Here is an 18,905-nt window from a genome sequence, read left to right on the forward strand (position 1 = left end):
AGTGAGCGCAGTCTAGACGATTGGGATATGCGCTCTGACCGGAACCACCGCGTTGATGGTCAGCAGGGTGAAACTAGTCTAGACGATTGGGATATGCGCTCTGACCGGAACTGCATGCGCGTCATGTCCGTTCGCTGCTCGAGTCTAGACGATTGGGATATGCGCTCTGACCGGAACCCGCGTGCCGTCTGGCTGCACTTGGATGGTAGTCTAGACGATTGGGATATGCGCTCTGACCGGAACTAAGAAGGGATGGGGAGATGGCCGTACGCAAGTCTAGACGATTGGGATATGCGCTCTGACCGGAACTTTACTGACGATCGCCGGATGGCTGGCCACAGTCTAGACGATTGGGATATGCGCTCTGACCGGAACTGCGGCCTTCAACGCCATGGAGGCCCAGCTAGTCTAGACGATTGGGATATGCGCTCTGACCGGAACCCGCGCTATCAGCGGCACGGGCAGCGTCGAAGTCTAGACGATTGGGATATGCGCTCTGACCGGAACAATCGAGTTCGTGAAGTGTTAAAGGTTCCAAGTCTAGACGATTGGGATATGCGCTCTGACCGGAACTCCAGCTCGTAGGCCTGCCCATGCCTGCTGAGTCTAGACGATTGGGATATGCGCTCTGACCGGAACTTGTCGTCCCATGGGGTCTTTCTGTGGTGGAGTCTAGACGATTGGGATATGCGCTCTGACCGGAACGTGTGTGGTCGTCTTGCCCGGCGCTGGCTAAGTCTAGACGATTGGGATATGCGCTCTGACCGGAACCACTGGCATTGCCTACCGTTTCCAGATGAAAGTCTAGACGATTGGGATATGCGCTCTGACCGGAACCTCTCTGGTTGGCTGTAGCCCGCACCCGGCAGTCTAGACGATTGGGATATGCGCTCTGACCGGAACGTTCTTGTAGCGTGCCCCGGTGCTGGCCCGAGTCTAGACGATTGGGATATGCGCTCTGACCGGAACGCCGGGGGCCAGATCCACCACGCGGCCTTTAGTCTAGACGATTGGGATATGCGCTCTGACCGGAACTGACGGCATGCGCAGTAGCGGGCGGCTGGAAGTCTAGACGATTGGGATATGCGCTCTGACCGGAACAAGAATTTACAAAACGAGCTGGAGCGAAAGAGTCTAGACGATTGGGATATGCGCTCTGACCGGAACGACAACGGCGTTCAGTGTGTCGGTGCTAAAAGTCTAGACGATTGGGATATGCGCTCTGACCGGAACTTAATGACCACCCCCACCAAGCCCGGCCAGAGTCTAGACGATTGGGATATGCGCTCTGACCGGAACATTGTTTAAGGCGAATCCAAAATGACAATCAGTCTAGACGATTGGGATATGCGCTCTGACCGGAACTGACCACAACGCCACCGGCTGCGCACTCTGAGTCTAGACGATTGGGATATGCGCTCTGACCGGAACGCGTACACCTGCCCAGCGGCAAACGGGGCGAGTCTAGACGATTGGGATATGCGCTCTGACCGGAACAGGATTCCCGCTCCTACGTGGGCAACGATGAGTCTAGACGATTGGGATATGCGCTCTGACCGGAACTGCGTCTTTCGTGTGTACTCAGCCGTCAATAGTCTAGACGATTGGGATATGCGCTCTGACCGGAACCTTGAGGCGGGAGGTAAGCGTCGTCTCGCGAGTCTAGACGATTGGGATATGCGCTCTGACCGGAACTCGGCCAGCTGATCGAGGTACACGGCTTCGAGTCTAGACGATTGGGATATGCGCTCTGACCGGAACCCACGCACCGCATCTATGAATGCGTGGCGGAGTCTAGACGATTGGGATATGCGCTCTGACCGGAACCCAAGGGGTCGAAAGAAGCCACGGCATTTAAGTCTAGACGATTGGGATATGCGCTCTGACCGGAACACAAACTCGCCATCACCAAAGACCGCGTAAAGTCTAGACGATTGGAATATGCGCTCTGACCGGAACGACTCTGGATGACAAAGGGGAGCTGCTACAAGTCTAGACGATTGGGATATGCGCTCTGACCGGAACTAATGCCCAGCACGTTCGCAACCATGTTGAAGTCTAGACGATTGGGATATGCGCTCTGACCGGAACTAGCGACTGCCTGATCCATGACGGGCAGACAGTCTAGACGATTGGGATATGCGCTCTGACCGGAACCAAAACCGGTCAAACCAATGCCCAGCGAAGAGTCTAGACGATTGGGATATGCGCTCTGACCGGAACAGTCGTAACGACTACCCGTGCGCTTGCTAAAGTCTAGACGATTGGGATATGCGCTCTGACCGGAACTGCAACAATGGAATGCCAAAACGCATTACTAGTCTAGACGATTGGGATATGCACTCTGACCGGAACTTCAAAAGGATCGGTCGTGATTACCGCAACGACAACTAAAATAATTCGGGGCGACTGTGTGTGTGTAAATGTCATGACCACCCACACAGCCCCCCCCAAAAAACGCCAATCTCCACTGACTACCGCAGCGTCGCCGCGATCCGTTCCGCGCACGCCTTGGCCTGCTCCGCATCCCGGGCTTCCACCATCACCCGCACCAAGGGCTCGGTGCCGCTGGCGCGGATCAGCACGCGGCCGTTGTTGCCGAGTTCGGCTTCGGCGGCCCGGGTGGCAATGGGCAGCTGGGTGTTGGCTTTCCAGTCCTGGCCGGGTTGCAGGCGCACGTTGACCAGGGTTTGCGGGAACAGGGTCAGGTCGGCCAACAGTTCGGCCAGGGTTTGGCCGGTGCGCATGCAGGCTTGCAGGACTTGCAGGGCGCTGACCAGGCCGTCACCGGTGGTGTGCTTGTCCAGCGCCAGCAGGTGGCCTGAGCCCTCACCGCCGAGCAGCCAGCCGCGCTTTTCCAGCTCTTCCAGCACGTAGCGGTCGCCCACTTTGGCGCGGACCAGCTCCACACCTTTGTCTTTGAGCGCGAGTTCCACCGCCATGTTGGTCATCAGCGTGCCGACCACGCCGGGCACGGCATCGCCCGCCCGCTTGCTGGCCGATTTGCCACCACGAGACAGGCGTTCTTTGACCATCAGGTAGAGGATTTCATCGCCGTTGAACAGGCGGCCATCGGCATCGACCATTTGCAAGCGGTCGGCATCGCCGTCCAGCGCCACGCCGAAGTCGGCACGGTGGGCCTTGACCGCATCGACCAGCGCCTGGGGGTGGGTGGCACCGACGTTTTCGTTGATGTTGATGCCGTCGGGCGTGCAGCCAATGGCGATGACTTCGGCACCCAGCTCGTGGAACACTTTGGGCGCAATCTGGTAGGCCGCACCGTGTGCCCCATCGACCACAATGCGCACGCCTTTGAGGGTCAGGTCGTTCGGGAAGGTGCTTTTGCAGAATTCGATATAGCGGCCGGACGCATCTTCGAGGCGGCGGGTTTTGCCGAGCGAGGCGGAGTCGGCCCATACGGGTGGCGTGTCCAGCGCGGCTTCTACGGCCAGCTCCCAGGCATCGGGCAGCTTGGCACCCTGGGCACTGAAGAACTTGATGCCGTTGTCATAGTAGGGGTTGTGGCTGGCGCTGATCACCACGCCCAGACTGGCGCGCTGCGCACGGGTCAGGTAGGCCACGCCGGGGGTGGGCAAGGGGCCGAGCAGCACCACATCGACACCGGCGGAGTTGAAGCCGGATTCAAGTGCGCTTTCCAGCATGTAGCCAGAGATGCGGGTGTCTTTGCCGATCAGCACCGTGGGGCGGGCTTCGGTTTGCTTGAGTACGCGGCCTACTGCATGGGCCAGGCGCAGTACGAAGTCGGGGGTGATGGGAGCCTTGCCGACCGGGCCACGGATGCCATCGGTTCCAAAATACTGACGGGACATAAGTTTCCTTTTATTTTTAGGGTCACACCGGGGTCTGGGCTGGGCTGCGAGCTTACCCGCGCGCAGCAGCCCACACCTTGACGGCTTGCACTGTAGCCGCAACGTCATGCACCCGCACCACCCGTGCACCACGTTCAATCGCCAACAGGGCCGCTGCGACGCTGGGAATCAAGCGCGCATCGGGGCCCAGAGGGGTATCGGACATGCCGGCCAGTGAGGATTTGCGCGACCAGCCCACCAGCAGCGGATAGCCCAAGGCCAGCAAGGCGGATTGCTGTGCCAGCAGGGCGAAATTTTGGGCAACGGTTTTGCCAAAACCAATGCCCGGGTCCAGCAAAATACGAGCCTTTTCGATACCTAGCGCATATAGTTCCTGCGCATGCAGCTCTAAAAATAATAGCACTTGTTCCACCACATCACCCTGCATGGGTGCGGTCTGCATCGTTAGCGGATCGCGGTGCATATGCATCAGGCAGACACCGCAAGAAGGGTGCTGCGCCACCACGTCCGTAGCGGCAAGCGGGTGCAATGGGTCGCTCCAGCGCAGGGCCCAGATGTCATTGAGGATGTCGATGCCCGCATCCAGCGCCGCCTGCATGACCTGCGGCTTGTAGGTATCGACCGAGATGGGCACGCCCAGCGTGGTGGCGGCCCGCAGTACCGGAAGCAAGCGGGCAAGCTCCTGTGCCACAGGCACCGGCTGGGCCCCGGGGCGGGTGGATTCCGCGCCAATATCGAGAATGTGCGCCCCTTCGCGCAGCAGCTGTTCGCATTGCGCCAGCGCAGCCGAGGTGGTGGCGTGCTGCCCACCGTCAGAAAATGAATCGGGAGTGACGTTCACGATGCCCATCACCTGCGGCTGGGCCAGGTCGATGTGAAAGCGGGTGGTTTGCCAGATCATGGAAATGGAATGGTTGTTCGGACTAGACGCAAGTCCTGTGGGTCTGAAATTATCAGAAATGGAAACGGGGCCCAAAGGCCCCGTTATCAAAATCACCGCGTTCGCAGATGGCTGTTATGCAGCGGTTGGTGCGGGTTCAACCGCCACTACGGGTGCGCCACCGCTATCACCGTTGCTGCCGCCGCCGGTGGGCGTGCGGGGGGTCCAGTCTTTCGGTGGACGGGGTTCGCGGCCAGCCATGATGTCGTCAATCTGCTCCACGTCAATGGTTTCCCATTCGAGCAAGGCCTTGGCCATCGCGTGCATCTTGTCGCTGTTGCCTTCGATCAGCTTGCGCGCTAGGGCGTACTGCTGGTCGATGATGCGGCGCACTTCGCTATCGACCTTTTGCATGGTCTGCTCGCTCATATTGGTGGTCTTGGTGACCGAGCGGCCCAGGAACACTTCGCCTTCGTTCTCGGCGTAAACCATAGGGCCCAGCGCATCGGTCATACCGTAGCGGGTCACCATGTCGCGGGCGATGGCGGTGGCACGCTCGAAGTCGTTGCTGGCACCGGTGGTCATTTGGTGCATGAACACTTCCTCGGCGATACGGCCACCGAACAGCATGCTGATCTGGCTCAGCATGTATTCGCTGTCGTAGCTGTAACGGTCTTGTGCGGGCAGGCTCATGGTGACACCCAGGGCACGGCCACGGGGGATTACAGTGACTTTGTGCACCGGGTCGCACTTGGGCAGCAGCTTGCCGATCAGGGCGTGGCCAGACTCGTGGTAGGCCGTATTGCGGCGCTCTTCCTCGGGCATAACCATGCTTTTGCGCTCGGGTCCCATGAGGATCTTGTCCTTGGCCTTCTCGAAGTCTTGCATCTCCACCACGCGGGCACTGCGGCGGGCCGCCATCAGCGCGGCTTCGTTACACAGGTTGGCCAGATCGGCACCCGACATACCGGGCGTGCCACGGGCAATCACGTTGGGGTTCACGTCCTGGCTGACCGGGATCTTGCGCATGTGGACGACCAGAATCTGCTCGCGGCCACGAATATCGGGCAGCGTGACGTAGACCTGGCGGTCAAAGCGGCCGGGGCGCAGCAGGGCCGCGTCCAGTATGTCGGGGCGGTTGGTAGCCGCCACCACGATCACGCCGAGGTTGGTTTCAAAGCCGTCCATCTCGACCAGCATCTGGTTCAGGGTTTGTTCGCGCTCGTCGTTGCCACCGCCCAGGCCCGCGCCACGTTGGCGGCCCACGGCATCAATTTCATCGATAAAGATGATGCAAGGTGCGTTCTTTTTGGCATTCTCGAACATGTCACGGACCCGGGCCGCGCCCACGCCGACGAACATTTCCACGAAGTCGGAACCGCTGATGCTGAAGAAAGGCACTTTGGCCTCGCCAGCAATGCTCTTGGCCAACAAGGTTTTACCGGTGCCAGGAGGGCCGACCAACAGCAAGCCCCGGGGGATGCGACCACCCAGCTTCTGGAACTTGGCCGGGTCTTTCAGGAAATCGACGACTTCCTTGACTTCTTCCTTGGCTTCGTCGCAACCGGCCACGTCGGCAAAAGTTACGACATTGTTGTTTTCGTCCATCATGCGGGCTTTGCTTTTACCGAAGCTGAACGCGCCGCCTTTGCCGCCGCCCTGCATCTGGCGCATGAAGTACACCCACACGCCCACCAGCAGCAGCATCGGGCCCCAGCTGACCAGCAAGGTCATGAGCAAGGAGCCTTCTTCGCGGGGTTTAACATCAAATTTGACGTTGTTGGCGATCAGGTCGCCCACCAAACCCCGGTCGAGGTAGGTGGCGTTGGTGCGGATACGGCGGTCGTCATTGGTGACAGCCACAATCTCCGTGCCACCCTGGCCCTCTTGGATAGTGACAGTTTTGATGCGGTTGCTGCGTACTTCGTCCAAAAAGTCCGAATAGCCAACATACCCAGAACCCACACCCGCGCGGGTGTCGAACTGTTTAAAAACCGTGAATAGCACCATCGCAATGACGAGCCATACGGCAATTTTGGAAAACCACGGATTTTTCAAGCAATGCTCCGGTAGGAAAGACTTCAACGTAAGTGCGTACCATTTTAGGCGTTTCAAGTGCGCTTACAGCAATTCTTGGGCCGTGCAGCCATAGAGGCAACAAGGGTTTAGCGGCTTGACTAGCCGTTTTCAGGCTCTAAATGCGCGGGTTTGGGTGCGACTTTCAAGCCTACGCCGACCAAAAAAGTTTCTGTGGATTTGTCCCGCGAGGCTTTGGGCTTGATCGGTTTGACCATGTGAAAGGTCTGCTTGAAGAGCTTCACCAGCGGGTCGTAGGCCCCGCCGTGGAACAGCTTGACTACCAGCGCACCCTGCGGCTTCAAATGGCTGTGGCAGAAATCTACCGCCAGTTCAACCAGGCCCTCAATGCGTGCGGCATCGGCGGCATGGATGCCCGACAGATTGGGGGCCATGTCCGACAAGATGACATCGGCCAAGCGTCCATCCATAGCCTGGGTCAATTTGTCCAACATTTCGTCTTCGCGGAAATCCCCCTGGAAGAACACCACGCCTTCCACCGGCTCCATCGGCAGCAGGTCGATGGCGATGATGCTGCCATTGAGTGCCCCCACCGCCGCACCGCCGCCCGCCGCCGTCTTGGGCGACATCTTGCGCCGCACGTACTGGCACCAGGCACCGGGGGTAGAGCCCAGATCAACCACCAAGTGGCCGGGCTTGATGAGGTGGAAAGTCTCATCAATTTCCTTCAATTTATAGGCTGCGCGGGCACGGTAACCCTCGCGTTTCGCCAACACGACATAGGGGTCGTTGACGTGGTCGTTAAGCCACGCCTTGTTGACTTTTTTACTTTTTGTTTTAACTTTCATCTTGGCCTTGATAATACGCACATGTCACAAATACAACTTACCCCTGCCCAGCGCAAGGTGCACCGCGCCGAAGCCCACCATTTAAACCCTGTGGTGATGGTTGGCAGCGACGGCCTGACCCCCGCTGTCACCAAAGAAATCAACCTCGCGTTGAACTCCCACGGCCTGATCAAGGTCCGCGTTTTCTCGGACGACCGTGTCGCCCGTGAAGCAATGTTCCTGGCCTTGGCCGACGAACTCAGCGCGGCCCCCATCCAGCACATCGGCAAACTGCTGGTGCTGTGGCGCCCACAACCTGAAATCACCAAAGAACGCCGGGTGGACGAAGACCGCATGGCCGGTCCACGCGATTTCAAGGTGCTCAAACACAGCACCCGTGGTGGCCAACGCCCTGAAGTGAAGACTTTGCGCGTGCTGGGCAACCAGCGCCTAACCGCAGGCGGCACGGTAAAACGCGCCAAGCCGAAGCCCAAAACCAGTCTGAAAAAGCGCAGCCAGACCTGATCTAGCCGCGCTGGGCCGACACTTTCCACAGTGTCGCGCCCGCTGCCAACCATTGCAGCAGGTATAAGGCACTGCCCAGGCCGTGCCACAGTTTCAAGTTCTCCCGCGCCACGATGTGCGGCGAGATCGCAAATTCCACCAAGACCGCAGCCAACAAACCCAATGCTACAAAAATAGTAGCTACATGCGTAGGTACGATATGCGCCAGAACCTGTTTTGACCTAAGAGTCAGCAGCAGGATCAGCGTACAAGCCATTGACAGCCAGGTCTGCGCTGTGAACAACTTGGCAGCCATGCCCCCGGCCATCGCCGGGGTCGGCAGCACCGCAAACAGCATCGGCACCACCATGAAGCCCAGCGTCGTCAGGCTGCCCCACCAGAGGGCCGCCAGCAGCACGGGCAAGCGTTGGCGCATCGACTTCAGATGTAGCTGACAGCCATCACTTCATAGCGCTTGATGCCGCCGGGTGCGTTTACCTCGGCGGTGTCGCCCACTTCCTTACCGATCAGGGCGCGGGCAATAGGGCTGGAAACGTTGACACGGCCCAGCTTGAGATCGGCCTCGTCTTCGCCCACGATCTGGTACTGCACGGCCTGGCCGCTGTCTTCGTCTTCCAGATCGACCGTGGCACCAAACACGACGCGGCCACCGGCATCCAACGCGGTGGGGTCGATAATTTGCGCTGCCGACAGCTTGCCTTCAACCTCCTGGATACGGCCTTCGATAAAGCCCTGGCGGTCTTTGGCGGATTCGTATTCAGCGTTTTCGCTCAAATCACCCTGGGCACGGGCCTCAGAGATGGCGTTGATGACCCAGGGGCGCTCGACCGTCTTGAGCTTGTGCAGCTCGGCTTTAAGGCTCTCAGCGCCACGTTTGGTAATGGGGATAGTCAACATGGTGAAATTCCAGGGTTCTTATTGGGCCGCCAGCTGCGCGTGCATTTCTTGTACCGAGATCACATCCAGGTCGTCCAGGTACTGCATGCCTTCCACCGCCGCTTCGGCACCAAAAATGGTGGTGAAGGTGGTGACGCGGGCCAGCAGGGCCGAGGTGCGGATGTGGCGTGAATCGGCAATCGCGTTGCGACGCTCTTCCACGGTGTTGATGACCAAAGCAATCTCGTTGTTCTTGATCATGTCCACGATGTTCGGCCGACCTTCGGTGACCTTGTTGACCGTGGTGCAAGGAATACCTGCCGCCTGGAAAGCAGCTGACGTGCCCTTGGTGGCGATCAGATCAAAGCCCAACGCCGCTAAACCACGCGCCACTTCCACGGCACGCGCCTTGTCGTTGTTCTTCACCGACACAAACGCCTTGCCCGAGCGTGGCAACTTAGTGCCCGCACCGATTTGCGACTTCACGAAGGCTTCACCAAAGGTCTTGCCCACGCCCATCACCTCGCCGGTGGACTTCATCTCTGGGCCGAGAATCGTATCCACACCAGGGAACTTGACGAACGGAAACACGGCTTCTTTAACGCTGAAATACGGCGGCGTAACTTCTTTAAAGATACCTTGCGCATCCAGCGACTGGCCGACCATGCAGCGCGCCGCAACCTTGGCCAGCTGGATGCCAGTGGCCTTGCTGACGAAGGGCACGGTGCGCGAGGCACGCGGATTCACTTCGAGTACGTAGATCACGTCCTGGCCATCCACATGCTGGATGGCGAACTGCACGTTCATCAGGCCCACCACCTTGAGCGCATGCGCCATGGCCGTGGTCTGGCGTTTGATTTCGGTCACGGTGGCGGCCGACAGGTAGTACGGGGGCAGCGAGCAGGCCGAGTCGCCGCTGTGCACGCCGGCTTGCTCGATGTGCTCCATCACGCCGCCAATGAACACGCGCTGGCCGTCGCAAATCGCGTCCACATCGCATTCGATCGCGTCGTTCAGGAAGCGGTCCAGCAGCACGGGCGAATCGTGGCTGACCTTGACGGCCTCGCGCATGTAGCGCTCCAGATCGCGCTGCTCGTGGACGATTTCCATCGCCCGACCGCCCAGCACGTAACTGGGGCGCACCACCAAGGGATAGCCCAGGGCGGCCGCCTTCTCCAGCGCTTCGGGCTCGGTACGGGCCGTGGCATTGGGTGGCTGGCGCAGGCCGAGCTCGTGCAGCAGCTTCTGGAAGCGCTCACGGTCTTCGGCGGCGTCAATCATGTCGGGGCTGGTGCCGATGATGGGCACGCCATTGGCTTCCAGGTCGAGCGCCAGCTTCAACGGGGTTTGGCCGCCGTACTGCACGATCACGCCGAAAGGCTTTTCTTTGTCGACGATTTCCAGCACGTCTTCCAGCGTCAGCGGCTCGAAGTACAGGCGGTCGGAGGTATCGTAGTCGGTGGACACGGTTTCGGGGTTGCAGTTGACCATGATGGTCTCGTACCCGTCTTCGCGCAGGGCCAGCGCGGCGTGCACGCAGCAGTAGTCAAATTCGATGCCCTGGCCGATACGGTTCGGGCCACCGCCCAGCACCATGATCTTTTTGTTGTTGGTCGGCGCGGCTTCGCACTCGCCTCCCTCGGCCTCATAGGTGGAATACAGGTAGGCGGTGTCGGTGGCAAATTCGGCAGCGCAGGTGTCCACGCGCTTGTAGACCGGACGCACACCAAGTGCAATGCGCTTCTGACGGATCGCCGTGTCGGTGGTTTTGAGCTGCTTGGCCAGGCGGCGGTCGGAGAAGCCTTTTTGCTTCAAGGCCCGCAAGGTGGCCGCGTCGAGTTCTTCTAGCGTCTTGGTCTCCAGCTCCAGCTCGATCTTCACGATCTGCTCGATCTGCACCAGAAACCAGGGGTCGATCTTGGTCAGCGCGAACACTTCGTCCACCGTCCAACCGGCGGCAAATGCGTCGCCCACGTACCAGATGCGCTCGGGGCCGGGTTCGCCGAGTTCTTTTTCCAGTACTTCGCGGTCCTGGGTTTTCTCGTTCATGCCGTCCACGCCCACTTCCAGACCGCGCAGGGCTTTCTGGAAGGATTCCTGGAAGGTGCGGCCCATCGCCATCACTTCGCCGACCGACTTCATCTGTGTGGTCAAACGCGAATCGGCGGTGGGGAATTTCTCGAACGCAAAACGCGGGATCTTGGTGACCACGTAGTCGATGCTGGGCTCAAAGCTGGCGGGCGTGGCACCGTTGGTGATGTCGTTACGCAGCTCGTCCAGCGTGTAGCCGACGGCCAACTTGGCCGCGACCTTGGCGATCGGGAAACCCGTGGCCTTAGAGGCCAGGGCCGAGGACCGCGAAACGCGTGGATTCATCTCGATCACCACCATCCGGCCATCTTCCGGATTGATGGAGAACTGCACGTTGGAGCCACCGGTGTCCACACCGATTTCGCGCAACACGGCCAGGCTGGCGTTACGCAGCAGCTGGTATTCCTTGTCGGTCAGGGTTTGGGCCGGGGCCACGGTGATCGAGTCACCGGTGTGCACACCCATCGGGTCCAGATTTTCGATCGAGCAGACGATGATGCAATTGTCGGCGGTGTCGCGCACCACTTCCATTTCGTACTCTTTCCAACCCAGCAGCGACTCTTCGATCAGCAGCTCGTTGGTGGGCGAGGCCTCCAGGCCGCGCTTGCAGATGGTTTCGAACTCTTCCGGGTTGTAGGCAATACCGCCACCGGTACCACCCAGGGTGAAGCTGGGGCGGATGACGGTGGGAAAGCCCATCTCGCGCTGCACAACCCAGGCCTCTTCCATGCTGTGCGCAATGCCGGAACGGGCCGAGCCCAGACCGATCTTGGTCATCGCGTCCTTGAACTTCAGGCGGTCTTCGGCCTTGTCGATGGCTTCGGGCTTGGCGCCAATCAGCTCGACCGGCTTGCCGGTGGCCGCGCCGGTGTACTTGGCCAGCACGCCGTTGTGCCACAGGTCCAGCGCGCAGTTCAGCGCAGTCTGGCCGCCCATGGTGGGCAGGATCGCGTCGGGGCGCTCTTTGGCGATGATCTTCTCGACCGTCTGCCAGGTGATGGGCTCGATGTAGGTGACGTCGGCCGTGGCCGGGTCGGTCATGATCGTGGCAGGGTTGCTGTTGATCAGGATGACGCGGTAGCCCTCCTCGCGCAGCGCCTTGCAGGCCTGCACGCCGGAGTAGTCGAACTCACAGGCCTGGCCGATGATGATCGGGCCAGCGCCAATGATGAGGATGGATTGAAGGTCGGTCCGCTTAGGCATTTTTTGTTTTCTCCATCAGTGCGGTAAAGCGGTCAAACAGGTACGAGATGTCGTGGGGGCCGGGCGAGGCTTCAGGGTGACCCTGGAAGCAGAACGCGGGTTTGTCGGTACGGGCCAGGCCTTGCAGCGTGCCGTCGAACAGGCTGATATGGGTAGCGCGCAGGTTGGCGGGCAGCGTGGCTGCATCGACCGCGAAGCCGTGGTTCTGGCTGGTGATGCTGACGCGGTTGTCGTCCAGGTCTTTGACCGGGTGGTTTGCACCGTGGTGGCCGAACTTCATCTTGAAGGTCTTGGCACCGCTGGCCAGGGCCATGATTTGGTGGCCCAGACAGATGCCGAAGGTAGGAATGCCAGACTCGATTAGCTCTGCCGCAGCGGCAATCGCGTAGTCGCAAGGCTGTGGATCGCCGGGGCCGTTGGACAGGAACACGCCGTCCGGCTTCAACGCCAGCACCTCGGCAGCGCTGGTTTGCGCAGGCACCACAGTGACCTTGCAGCCCCTTTGGCTCAGCATGCGCAGGATATTGAATTTGACACCGAAGTCGTAGGCCACCACGTGAAAACGCGGCGCGTCTTGGTTGCCGTAACCACCGACCAGATTCCACTCGGTCTGGGTCCAGACGTAGGATGCCTTGGCAGACACCACTTTCGCCAAGTCCAGGCCCGCCATGCTCGGGGCAACCTTAGCAGCAGCCACTGCCTGGGCAGTATTTTCAGCGTTGACGCTCTGGCCTGCGGGCAGGGCCAAGATGCAGCCGTTTTGCGCGCCATGGGTGCGCAGGTGGCGGGTCAGCTTGCGGGTGTCGAGGTTGGCAATGGCGACCGTGTTTTGCTGAACTAAATAGTCCGACAAACTGAGGTGGCTACGAAAGTTGGAGGCAACCATGGGCAGGTCTTTGATGACCAAGCCAGCGGCGTGGACGCGGGCGGCCTCCACGTCTTCCACATTGACGCCGGTATTGCCGATGTGCGGGTACGTCAGGGTGACGATCTGCTGGCAGTAGCTGGGGTCGGTGAGGATTTCCTGGTAGCCGGTCATGGCGGTGTTGAACACCACTTCGCCTACAGTGGAGCCGGGAGCGCCAATGGAGTTGCCAACAAAGACCGTGCCGTCTGCGAGCGCCAAAATGGCGGATGGGAAGGTTCCCTGAAGAGACAAAAGCACTGGGTTCTCCGAAATAGTTACGGGTACGCCCACGCTGACCAAGAGAAAACTCTTGCAAATGCTTTGGAGGGGGATGCGGGGCAGGCGCTAGGCGTACGGGGATGCGGGAAAGCCCACGATTATAGCCGAGCACTGTTGCAGATTTCGGCCCAAACTCCGTGCAAACCCTGAGCGACTCAACGCCCTAGCGACGAGGCATGCAGACAAATCGCGGCAGCAGCGGCCACGTTCAATGACTCTTCACCTCCTGGCTGGCCGATCCGCACCGCCACTGTGGCGCGCGCCAGCAGGGCCGGACCCACGCCCTGCCCTTCGTGGCCCATCGCCCAGGCGCAGGGGAAGGGCAGCTTCTGGTCTTGCAACAACGCACCTTGGTGGGAGCTGGTGACGACCAGCGGCACGGTCAGGGCATCCAGCGCATCGGGCTCCACGCCTTCGACCAGGCGCAGGCCAAAGTGCGCCCCCATGCCGGCGCGCAAAACTTTGGGACTCCACAGCGCCGCCGAGCCTTTGAGGGCGATGATTTGCTTGAACCCAAACGCCCCCGCACTGCGCAGAATGGAGCCGACATTGCCCGCATCCTGCACCCGGTCGAGGATGACGCTGGCCGCTGCCGGGTCCAGCGCGGCCACCGTGGGCACATCCACCACAAAGCCCATCTGGGCGGGTGACTCCAGGCTGCTGAGGTCGGCAAACAGCGCATCAGCCAATACTATTGTTTTAGTAGCTGCTTGCGCATACTGCACCTGCGCTAGAGGCCAAAAAGACTCTGAAAAAATTGCCAGTGCAGGTTTCCAGCCCCGGGCCAGCGCGGCGCGGCACAGGTGATCGCCTTCGAGCCAGACCCGGCCTGCTTTTCGGTAAGCGGTGCTGTCTTGCGATAAGCGGCGCAGTTCTTTGAGCAGCGGGTTGTCGCGCGACTGGATGTGGGTAATAGGATCGGAGCTCATCGCAGGCCCTGAGAAATAACCGCCGTGACGGGGGCAAAGGTTTTTCGGTGCAACGGGCAGGCCCCGTGCGCCTCAAGCGCCGTCAGATGGGCTGCCGTGCCATAGCCCTTGTGTCCGGCAAACCCGTACTGCGGGTACACGGCATCGACCTGGGCGCACCAGCGGTCGCGGGTCACCTTGGCGAGGATGGACGCAGCGGAAATGGCAGGCACTAAAGCATCGCCTTTCACAATCGCCTCGCTGGTCATGGCCAGCACCGGCACGCGATTGCCGTCCACCAACACATGGCCGGGCTTGAGGCGCAGGCCCTGCACGGCACGCTGCATGGCCAGCATGGTGGCTTGCAGGATGTTGAGTTTTTCAATTTCTTCCACGCTGGCCTCGGCGATCGAGCAGCACAAGGCTTTGGCGAGGATTTCGTCATACAGCTGGGCGCGGCGCTTGGCGCTGAGTTTTTTCGAGTCGGCCAGGCCCGCAATCGGCTGGCGCTCGTCCAGGATCACGGCGGCAGCCACCACCGGTCCGGCCAGCGGGCCGCGCCCGGCTTCATCTACCCCAGCGACCAGGCCGTGGGTGGGCCAAGTCAGCTCAGCTTGCGCGGGTGGCAATAATTTTTTGGATGGCATCGGTGGCTAACTGGGCGGTGTCGCGCTGCAAGCTATGGTGCAGCGTGGTGAATGTGGCTTCAAGGGCCGAGATTCTCGCAGAGGCAGAAGGGGATGCAAGGGCCAGCCACTGTAAGCAGGCATCGGCCAGGGCTTGGGGCGTGGCCGCGTCTTGCAGCAACTCGGGCACCACGAAGTCGCGGCACAAAATATTCGGCAAACCCACCCAGGGCTGGAGCTGCTTGCGCTGCATCAGTTTCCAGGACATCCAGTGCATGTTGTAGGCAATCACCATGGGCCGCTTGAACAGCGCCGCCTCCAGCGTAGCCGTGCCGCTGGCGATCAGGGTCAGGTCACAGGCCGCCAGCACGGTGTGCGATTGGCCGGAAACGATCTGGATGCGCCCGGCCATGCCCGCTTGCGCCGCCAGGGCTTCAATCTGCGTGCGCAGCGTAGGCACCGCAGGCACTACAAATTTAATAGCTGGATGTGCAAGCAACATAAGCGCTGCAGCCTGAAAGAACCTTGAAGCCAGGTATTTGATTTCTGACTGGCGGCTACCGGGCAGGATCGCGACCACGGTGTCCTCCGGCGCAAGGCCCAGCTTCTGGCGCGCAGCGGTGCGGTCCGGCTGTAGCGGAATCACATTGGCCAACGGGTGGCCTACATAGGTCGCTTTGATTCCGTGCTGGGCCAGCAAATCGGGCTCGAACGGGAAGATACACAGCACATGGTCGGCAGCGCGGCGGATTTTTTCCACCCGGTCGGCACGCCAGGCCCAGATCGACGGGCAGACAAAATGCACCGTGGGAACACCGGCCTCTTTCAACGCCGCCTCCAACCCCAGATTGAAATCAGGTGCATCCACACCGATGAACACGTCGGGCCGCTCGACCAACAGCCGTTTGCGCAACTGCTTGCGGATGCCCAAGAGTTCAAACAGGCGGCGGAACACGTCCATGTTGTAGCCATGCACCGCCAGCCGTTCGCTGGGCCAGTGGGCCAGGAAACCCCGCCGGACCATCTGCGGGCCACCGATGCCACTGGCCTGCAAATCGGGCCAGCGGGCACGCAGGCCGTCGAGCACCAAGCCCGCCAGCAGGTCGCCAGAGGCCTCGCCTGCCACCATGGCGATGCGGGGATCGGACATTAACGGGCGATGCCGCTGACGGAGGTGGCGAGGAAGTCGTCCATCAAAGCAATATCGGCCGCCGCTTCGGGCACATCCAAGGCCTGGATGGCGCTACGGGCCTCAATCAGCGTCTTGCCCTGGCGGTAGAGCAACTTGTGCATTTCACGGATAGCTTTGATGCGTACATCAGAGAAGCCACGCCGCTTCAAGCCGACCAAATTGACGGCACGCACCGCCAGCGGGTTGCCGTCCACCACCATGAAAGGCGGAATGTCTTTACCCACATGGCTGGCAAAACCGACCATGGTGTGGGCACCGATACGCATGCGTTGCAGCACGCCGGTGAGGCCACCCACGGTGGCCCAGTCGCCCACCTGCACATGACCGGCCAGGGTGACGCTATTGGCCATTGTGATCTGGTCGCCCAACAGGCAGTCGTGCGCAATGTGCACGTAGGCCATGATCCAGTTGTCGTCGCCGATGCGGGTCACGCCTGCGTCCTGTACCGTGCCGAGGTTGAAAGTGCAGAACTCGCGGATGGTGTTGCGGTCGCCCATCACCAACTCGGTGGGCTCGCCTGCAAATTTTTTGTCCTGCGGGTCGGCACCCAGGGAATTGAATTGGAAGATGCGGTTGTCACGGCCAATGGTGGTGTGGCCCTGGATGACGCAATGCGGCCCCACGCTGGTGCCCGCGCCAATTTTGACGTGCGGGCCGACCACGGTGTAGGGGCCAATGGTGACCGATGCGTCCAACTCTGCGGACGGGTCTACCAGGGCGGTGGCATGGATAGCGGTCACGCGGTCAACCCTTACGCAATGCTGCGCATAGCGCAGGTCAGCTCGGCTTCCACCGCCAGCTCGTCACCCACGGTGCCCTTGGCCTTGAACTTGAAAATGCCAGACTTCATGCGGACCAGCTCCACGTCCAGCATCAGCTGGTCACCGGGCTCGACCGGGCGCTTGAAGCGGGCGTTGTCGATGGCAGCAAAGTAGTATACGGTATCGTCATCGGGTGATTTACCCAGCGCATCAAACGCCAGCAAAGCCGCCGCCTGGGCCAGCGCTTCCAGCATCAGCACGCCGGGCATGACGGGGCGGCGCGGGAAGTGGCCTTCAAAAAACGGCTCGTTGATGGTGACGTTTTTGAAGGCGCGGATGGATTTGGATTTTTCGATGCTGACCACCCGATCCACCATCAAAAAGGGATAGCGGTGTGGCAGTTGCTTGAGAATTTGGTGGATGTCCATCATGTTTTTTCGGGGCTCTGTTGGAGTTGTTCTAAAGTTTTCTCGACTGCCTTGAGGCGGTCGCGCAGGCTGTGCAGCTGCTTGAGGGAGGCGGCATTTTTTTCCCACTTGGCGTTGTCGTCAATCGGGAACATGCCGGTGTAGTGGCCGGGCTGGCTGATGGAACGAGTGGCCACGGTGCCCGCCGAGATGTTGACGTGGTCGGCCAGGGTTAAATGTCCCAGCACGATCGCGCCGCCACCCACAGTGCAGTGCGCGCCGATGTGGGCGCTGCCCGCCACGCCCACGCAACCGGCCATCGCGGTGTGGGCACCCACAAACACGTTGTGGCCGATCTGGATCAGGTTGTCGAGCTTCACGCCGTCGGAAATCACAGTGTCGAGCAGCGCACCCCGGTCGATACAGGTGTTGGCGCCGATTTCCACATCGTTGCCGATGCGCACCGCACCCAGTTGTTCGATTTTTTCCCAGGCACCCGCGTTGGGCGCAAAGCCAAAACCGTCGGCTCCGATCACCACGCCCGCGTGCAACAGGCAGCGTTCGCCAATTTGGCAATCTTCGCCCACTGTGACGCGGGACTTGAGCACGGTATCGGCTCCAATGCGGGCTCCACGTTCGACCACACATAGCGGACCGATGCGGGCGCGGGGGTCAATATGGGCACTGGGGTCGATGACCGCGCTGGGGTGGATGGCTGGGCCGGTGGTTGCAGGCCGCTGGCGCTTCCAGAGCTGCGTCACTTTGGCAAAGTACAAATACGGCGTGTCGGCCACGATGCAGGCACCACGCACCAAAGCCATCGCGGCCTGAGCCGGGCCCACGATCACGCAAGCCGCTTGGGACTGGGCCAGTTGTTGTTGGTATTTAGGATTGCTTAAAAAGGCTAACTGCGCAGCGTTAGCCGATTCAAGCGGGGCAATTCCCTCGATCAAGAGGTTTGCATCCCCGTGCAACACGCCCCCAAGGGCTTCCACTATCGCGCCTAGACGCAGCGCCATGCTGGAGCCCTTTCGCTTGGAGTTACTTACTAGGAACCGCGTTCAAGGCCTTGATGACCTTGTCGGTAATGTCGTACTTAGGGTTGATGTACACGGCCTCTTGCAGCACGGCATCGTACTTTTCAGTTTCAGCCACTTGCTTGATCACCTTGTTGGCTTTTTCGAGCACTTGCTGCAATTCTTCGTTTTTGCGGGAGTTCAGGTCTTCCTGGAATTCACGGCGCTTGCGCTGGAAGTCGCGGTCTTGGTCCACCAGCAGCTTCTGGCGCGAGGTGCGCTGGCTTTCGGCCAGTGTGGCGGCTTCGCGTTCAAACTTGTCGGAGGCAGTTTTCAGCACCGTACCAGCATCGCTGAGTTCTTTTTCGCGCTTGGCGAATTCCTGCTCCAGCTTGGCCTGGGCCGTCTTGGCTGCGGCCGACTCACGGAAGATACGGTCGGTGTTGACGAAGCCGACGCGGAACTCGTCGGCTTGTGCGTGGGCAGACAGCAGCATCGTGCTGAACAAGATGCCAGATCCGCATTGGCGTAGAAAGTTCT

16 protein-coding genes and 1 CRISPR repeat array (1 of these 17 running past the window's edge) are annotated in these 18,905 nt (G+C 60.4%); of the genes, 1 reads left to right on the forward strand and 15 read right to left on the reverse strand.

Features of this window, described 5'->3' with window-relative positions; all coding sequences use genetic code 11:
- A CRISPR array of direct repeats spans nucleotides 1-2,355; the repeat unit is 36 nt; unit sequence AGTCTAGACGATTGGGATATGCGCTCTGACCGGAAC (it extends 2,101 nt beyond the left edge of the window).
- A gap of 119 nt (nucleotides 2,356-2,474) precedes the next feature.
- The 4 genes from glmM to AC0969_RS04215 form a co-directional block, all read right to left on the reverse strand.
- Complete coding sequence (gene glmM, locus AC0969_RS04200; protein ID WP_479622884.1) at nucleotides 2,475-3,830, reverse strand: phosphoglucosamine mutase; 1,356 nt, start codon at nucleotides 3,828-3,830, stop codon at nucleotides 2,475-2,477.
- Nucleotides 3,831-3,882: 52 nt separating this feature from the next.
- Nucleotides 3,883-4,731 carry a dihydropteroate synthase gene (folP, locus tag AC0969_RS04205; protein WP_479622885.1) on the reverse strand — a complete coding sequence of 283 codons (849 nt, stop codon included), beginning with the start codon at nucleotides 4,729-4,731 and terminating at the stop codon, nucleotides 3,883-3,885.
- 114 nt (nucleotides 4,732-4,845) lie between these two features.
- Nucleotides 4,846-6,768, reverse strand: coding sequence for an ATP-dependent zinc metalloprotease FtsH (gene ftsH, locus AC0969_RS04210; RefSeq protein WP_479622886.1), 1,923 nt, complete (start codon nucleotides 6,766-6,768; stop codon nucleotides 4,846-4,848).
- A gap of 119 nt (nucleotides 6,769-6,887) precedes the next feature.
- A complete protein-coding gene (locus tag AC0969_RS04215) occupies nucleotides 6,888-7,595 on the reverse strand; it encodes an RlmE family RNA methyltransferase (protein ID WP_479622887.1) in 708 nt (235 codons plus the stop codon).
- Between the two features lie 21 nt (nucleotides 7,596-7,616).
- Here AC0969_RS04215 and AC0969_RS04220 point away from each other — a divergent pair, with 21 nt between their 5' ends.
- Nucleotides 7,617-8,099: a YhbY family RNA-binding protein gene (locus AC0969_RS04220; protein WP_479622888.1), complete on the forward strand. Its 483-nt coding sequence runs from the start codon at nucleotides 7,617-7,619 to the stop codon at nucleotides 8,097-8,099.
- A 1-nt stretch (nucleotide 8,100) separates the two neighbouring features.
- Here AC0969_RS04220 and AC0969_RS04225 read toward each other — a convergent pair whose 3' ends face one another.
- The 11 genes from AC0969_RS04225 to AC0969_RS04275 form a co-directional block, all read right to left on the reverse strand.
- On the reverse strand, nucleotides 8,101-8,514 hold the full coding sequence (locus AC0969_RS04225) for a DUF4149 domain-containing protein (RefSeq protein WP_479622889.1): 414 nt from the start codon (nucleotides 8,512-8,514) through the stop codon (nucleotides 8,101-8,103).
- Nucleotides 8,515-8,519: 5 nt separating this feature from the next.
- Nucleotides 8,520-8,996, reverse strand: coding sequence for a transcription elongation factor GreA (gene greA / locus AC0969_RS04230; protein ID WP_479622890.1), 477 nt, complete (start codon nucleotides 8,994-8,996; stop codon nucleotides 8,520-8,522).
- Nucleotides 8,997-9,014: 18 nt separating this feature from the next.
- On the reverse strand, nucleotides 9,015-12,269 hold the full coding sequence (gene carB / locus AC0969_RS04235) for a carbamoyl-phosphate synthase large subunit (protein ID WP_479622891.1): 3,255 nt from the start codon (nucleotides 12,267-12,269) through the stop codon (nucleotides 9,015-9,017).
- Nucleotides 12,262-13,434 carry a glutamine-hydrolyzing carbamoyl-phosphate synthase small subunit gene (gene carA, locus AC0969_RS04240; RefSeq protein WP_479622892.1) on the reverse strand — a complete coding sequence of 391 codons (1,173 nt, stop codon included), beginning with the start codon at nucleotides 13,432-13,434 and terminating at the stop codon, nucleotides 12,262-12,264. Before carA ends, carB begins: the two co-directional genes overlap by 8 nt.
- A gap of 176 nt (nucleotides 13,435-13,610) precedes the next feature.
- Nucleotides 13,611-14,384 carry a TrmH family RNA methyltransferase gene (locus tag AC0969_RS04245; protein ID WP_479622893.1) on the reverse strand — a complete coding sequence of 258 codons (774 nt, stop codon included), beginning with the start codon at nucleotides 14,382-14,384 and terminating at the stop codon, nucleotides 13,611-13,613.
- Entirely contained in the window at nucleotides 14,381-15,010 is a 630-nt protein-coding gene (rnhB, locus tag AC0969_RS04250; protein WP_479622894.1) for a ribonuclease HII, read from the reverse strand. Before rnhB ends, AC0969_RS04245 begins: the two co-directional genes overlap by 4 nt.
- On the reverse strand, nucleotides 14,973-16,139 hold the full coding sequence (gene lpxB / locus AC0969_RS04255) for a lipid-A-disaccharide synthase (RefSeq protein ID WP_479622895.1): 1,167 nt from the start codon (nucleotides 16,137-16,139) through the stop codon (nucleotides 14,973-14,975). Before lpxB ends, rnhB begins: the two co-directional genes overlap by 38 nt.
- Entirely contained in the window at nucleotides 16,139-16,921 is a 783-nt protein-coding gene (gene lpxA, locus AC0969_RS04260) for an acyl-ACP--UDP-N-acetylglucosamine O-acyltransferase (protein ID WP_479622896.1), read from the reverse strand. Before lpxA ends, lpxB begins: the two co-directional genes overlap by 1 nt.
- Nucleotides 16,922-16,932: 11 nt before the next feature.
- The gene (gene fabZ, locus AC0969_RS04265) at nucleotides 16,933-17,373 is read right to left on the reverse strand and encodes a 3-hydroxyacyl-ACP dehydratase FabZ (RefSeq protein ID WP_479622897.1); all 441 of its coding nucleotides are present in this window, start codon (nucleotides 17,371-17,373) and stop codon (nucleotides 16,933-16,935) included.
- Nucleotides 17,370-18,368 carry a UDP-3-O-(3-hydroxymyristoyl)glucosamine N-acyltransferase gene (lpxD, locus tag AC0969_RS04270; protein ID WP_479622898.1) on the reverse strand — a complete coding sequence of 333 codons (999 nt, stop codon included), beginning with the start codon at nucleotides 18,366-18,368 and terminating at the stop codon, nucleotides 17,370-17,372. Before lpxD ends, fabZ begins: the two co-directional genes overlap by 4 nt.
- Before the next feature lie 22 nt (nucleotides 18,369-18,390).
- The gene (locus tag AC0969_RS04275) at nucleotides 18,391-18,861 is read right to left on the reverse strand and encodes an OmpH/Skp family outer membrane protein (protein WP_479623127.1); all 471 of its coding nucleotides are present in this window, start codon (nucleotides 18,859-18,861) and stop codon (nucleotides 18,391-18,393) included.
- Nucleotides 18,862-18,905: the final 44 nt, after the last annotated feature.

It is taken from the genome of Rhodoferax sp. LB1P47 (assembly GCF_056521445.1).

What these genes read in the sequence shown, in the direction of transcription:
- glmM (WP_479622884.1), bottom strand. Translation starts at nt 3,830, where the DNA reads ATGTCCCGTCAGTATTTTGGAACCGATGGCATCCGTGGCCCGGTCGGC.
- folP (WP_479622885.1), bottom strand. Translation starts at nt 4,731, where the DNA reads ATGATCTGGCAAACCACCCGCTTTCACATCGACCTGGCCCAGCCGCAG.
- AC0969_RS04215 (WP_479622887.1), bottom strand. Translation starts at nt 7,595, where the DNA reads ATGAAAGTTAAAACAAAAAGTAAAAAAGTCAACAAGGCGTGGCTTAAC.
- AC0969_RS04220 (WP_479622888.1), top strand. Translation starts at nt 7,617, where the DNA reads ATGTCACAAATACAACTTACCCCTGCCCAGCGCAAGGTGCACCGCGCC.
- AC0969_RS04225 (WP_479622889.1), bottom strand. Translation starts at nt 8,514, where the DNA reads ATGCGCCAACGCTTGCCCGTGCTGCTGGCGGCCCTCTGGTGGGGCAGC.
- greA (WP_479622890.1), bottom strand. Translation starts at nt 8,996, where the DNA reads ATGTTGACTATCCCCATTACCAAACGTGGCGCTGAGAGCCTTAAAGCC.
- carB (WP_479622891.1), bottom strand. Translation starts at nt 12,269, where the DNA reads ATGCCTAAGCGGACCGACCTTCAATCCATCCTCATCATTGGCGCTGGC.
- AC0969_RS04245 (WP_479622893.1), bottom strand. Translation starts at nt 14,384, where the DNA reads ATGAGCTCCGATCCTATTACCCACATCCAGTCGCGCGACAACCCGCTG.
- rnhB (WP_479622894.1), bottom strand. Translation starts at nt 15,010, where the DNA reads ATGCCATCCAAAAAATTATTGCCACCCGCGCAAGCTGAGCTGACTTGG.
- lpxB (WP_479622895.1), bottom strand. Translation starts at nt 16,139, where the DNA reads ATGTCCGATCCCCGCATCGCCATGGTGGCAGGCGAGGCCTCTGGCGAC.
- fabZ (WP_479622897.1), bottom strand. Translation starts at nt 17,373, where the DNA reads ATGATGGACATCCACCAAATTCTCAAGCAACTGCCACACCGCTATCCC.
- lpxD (WP_479622898.1), bottom strand. Translation starts at nt 18,368, where the DNA reads ATGGCGCTGCGTCTAGGCGCGATAGTGGAAGCCCTTGGGGGCGTGTTG.
- AC0969_RS04275 (WP_479623127.1), bottom strand. Translation starts at nt 18,861, where the DNA reads ATGCTGCTGTCTGCCCACGCACAAGCCGACGAGTTCCGCGTCGGCTTC.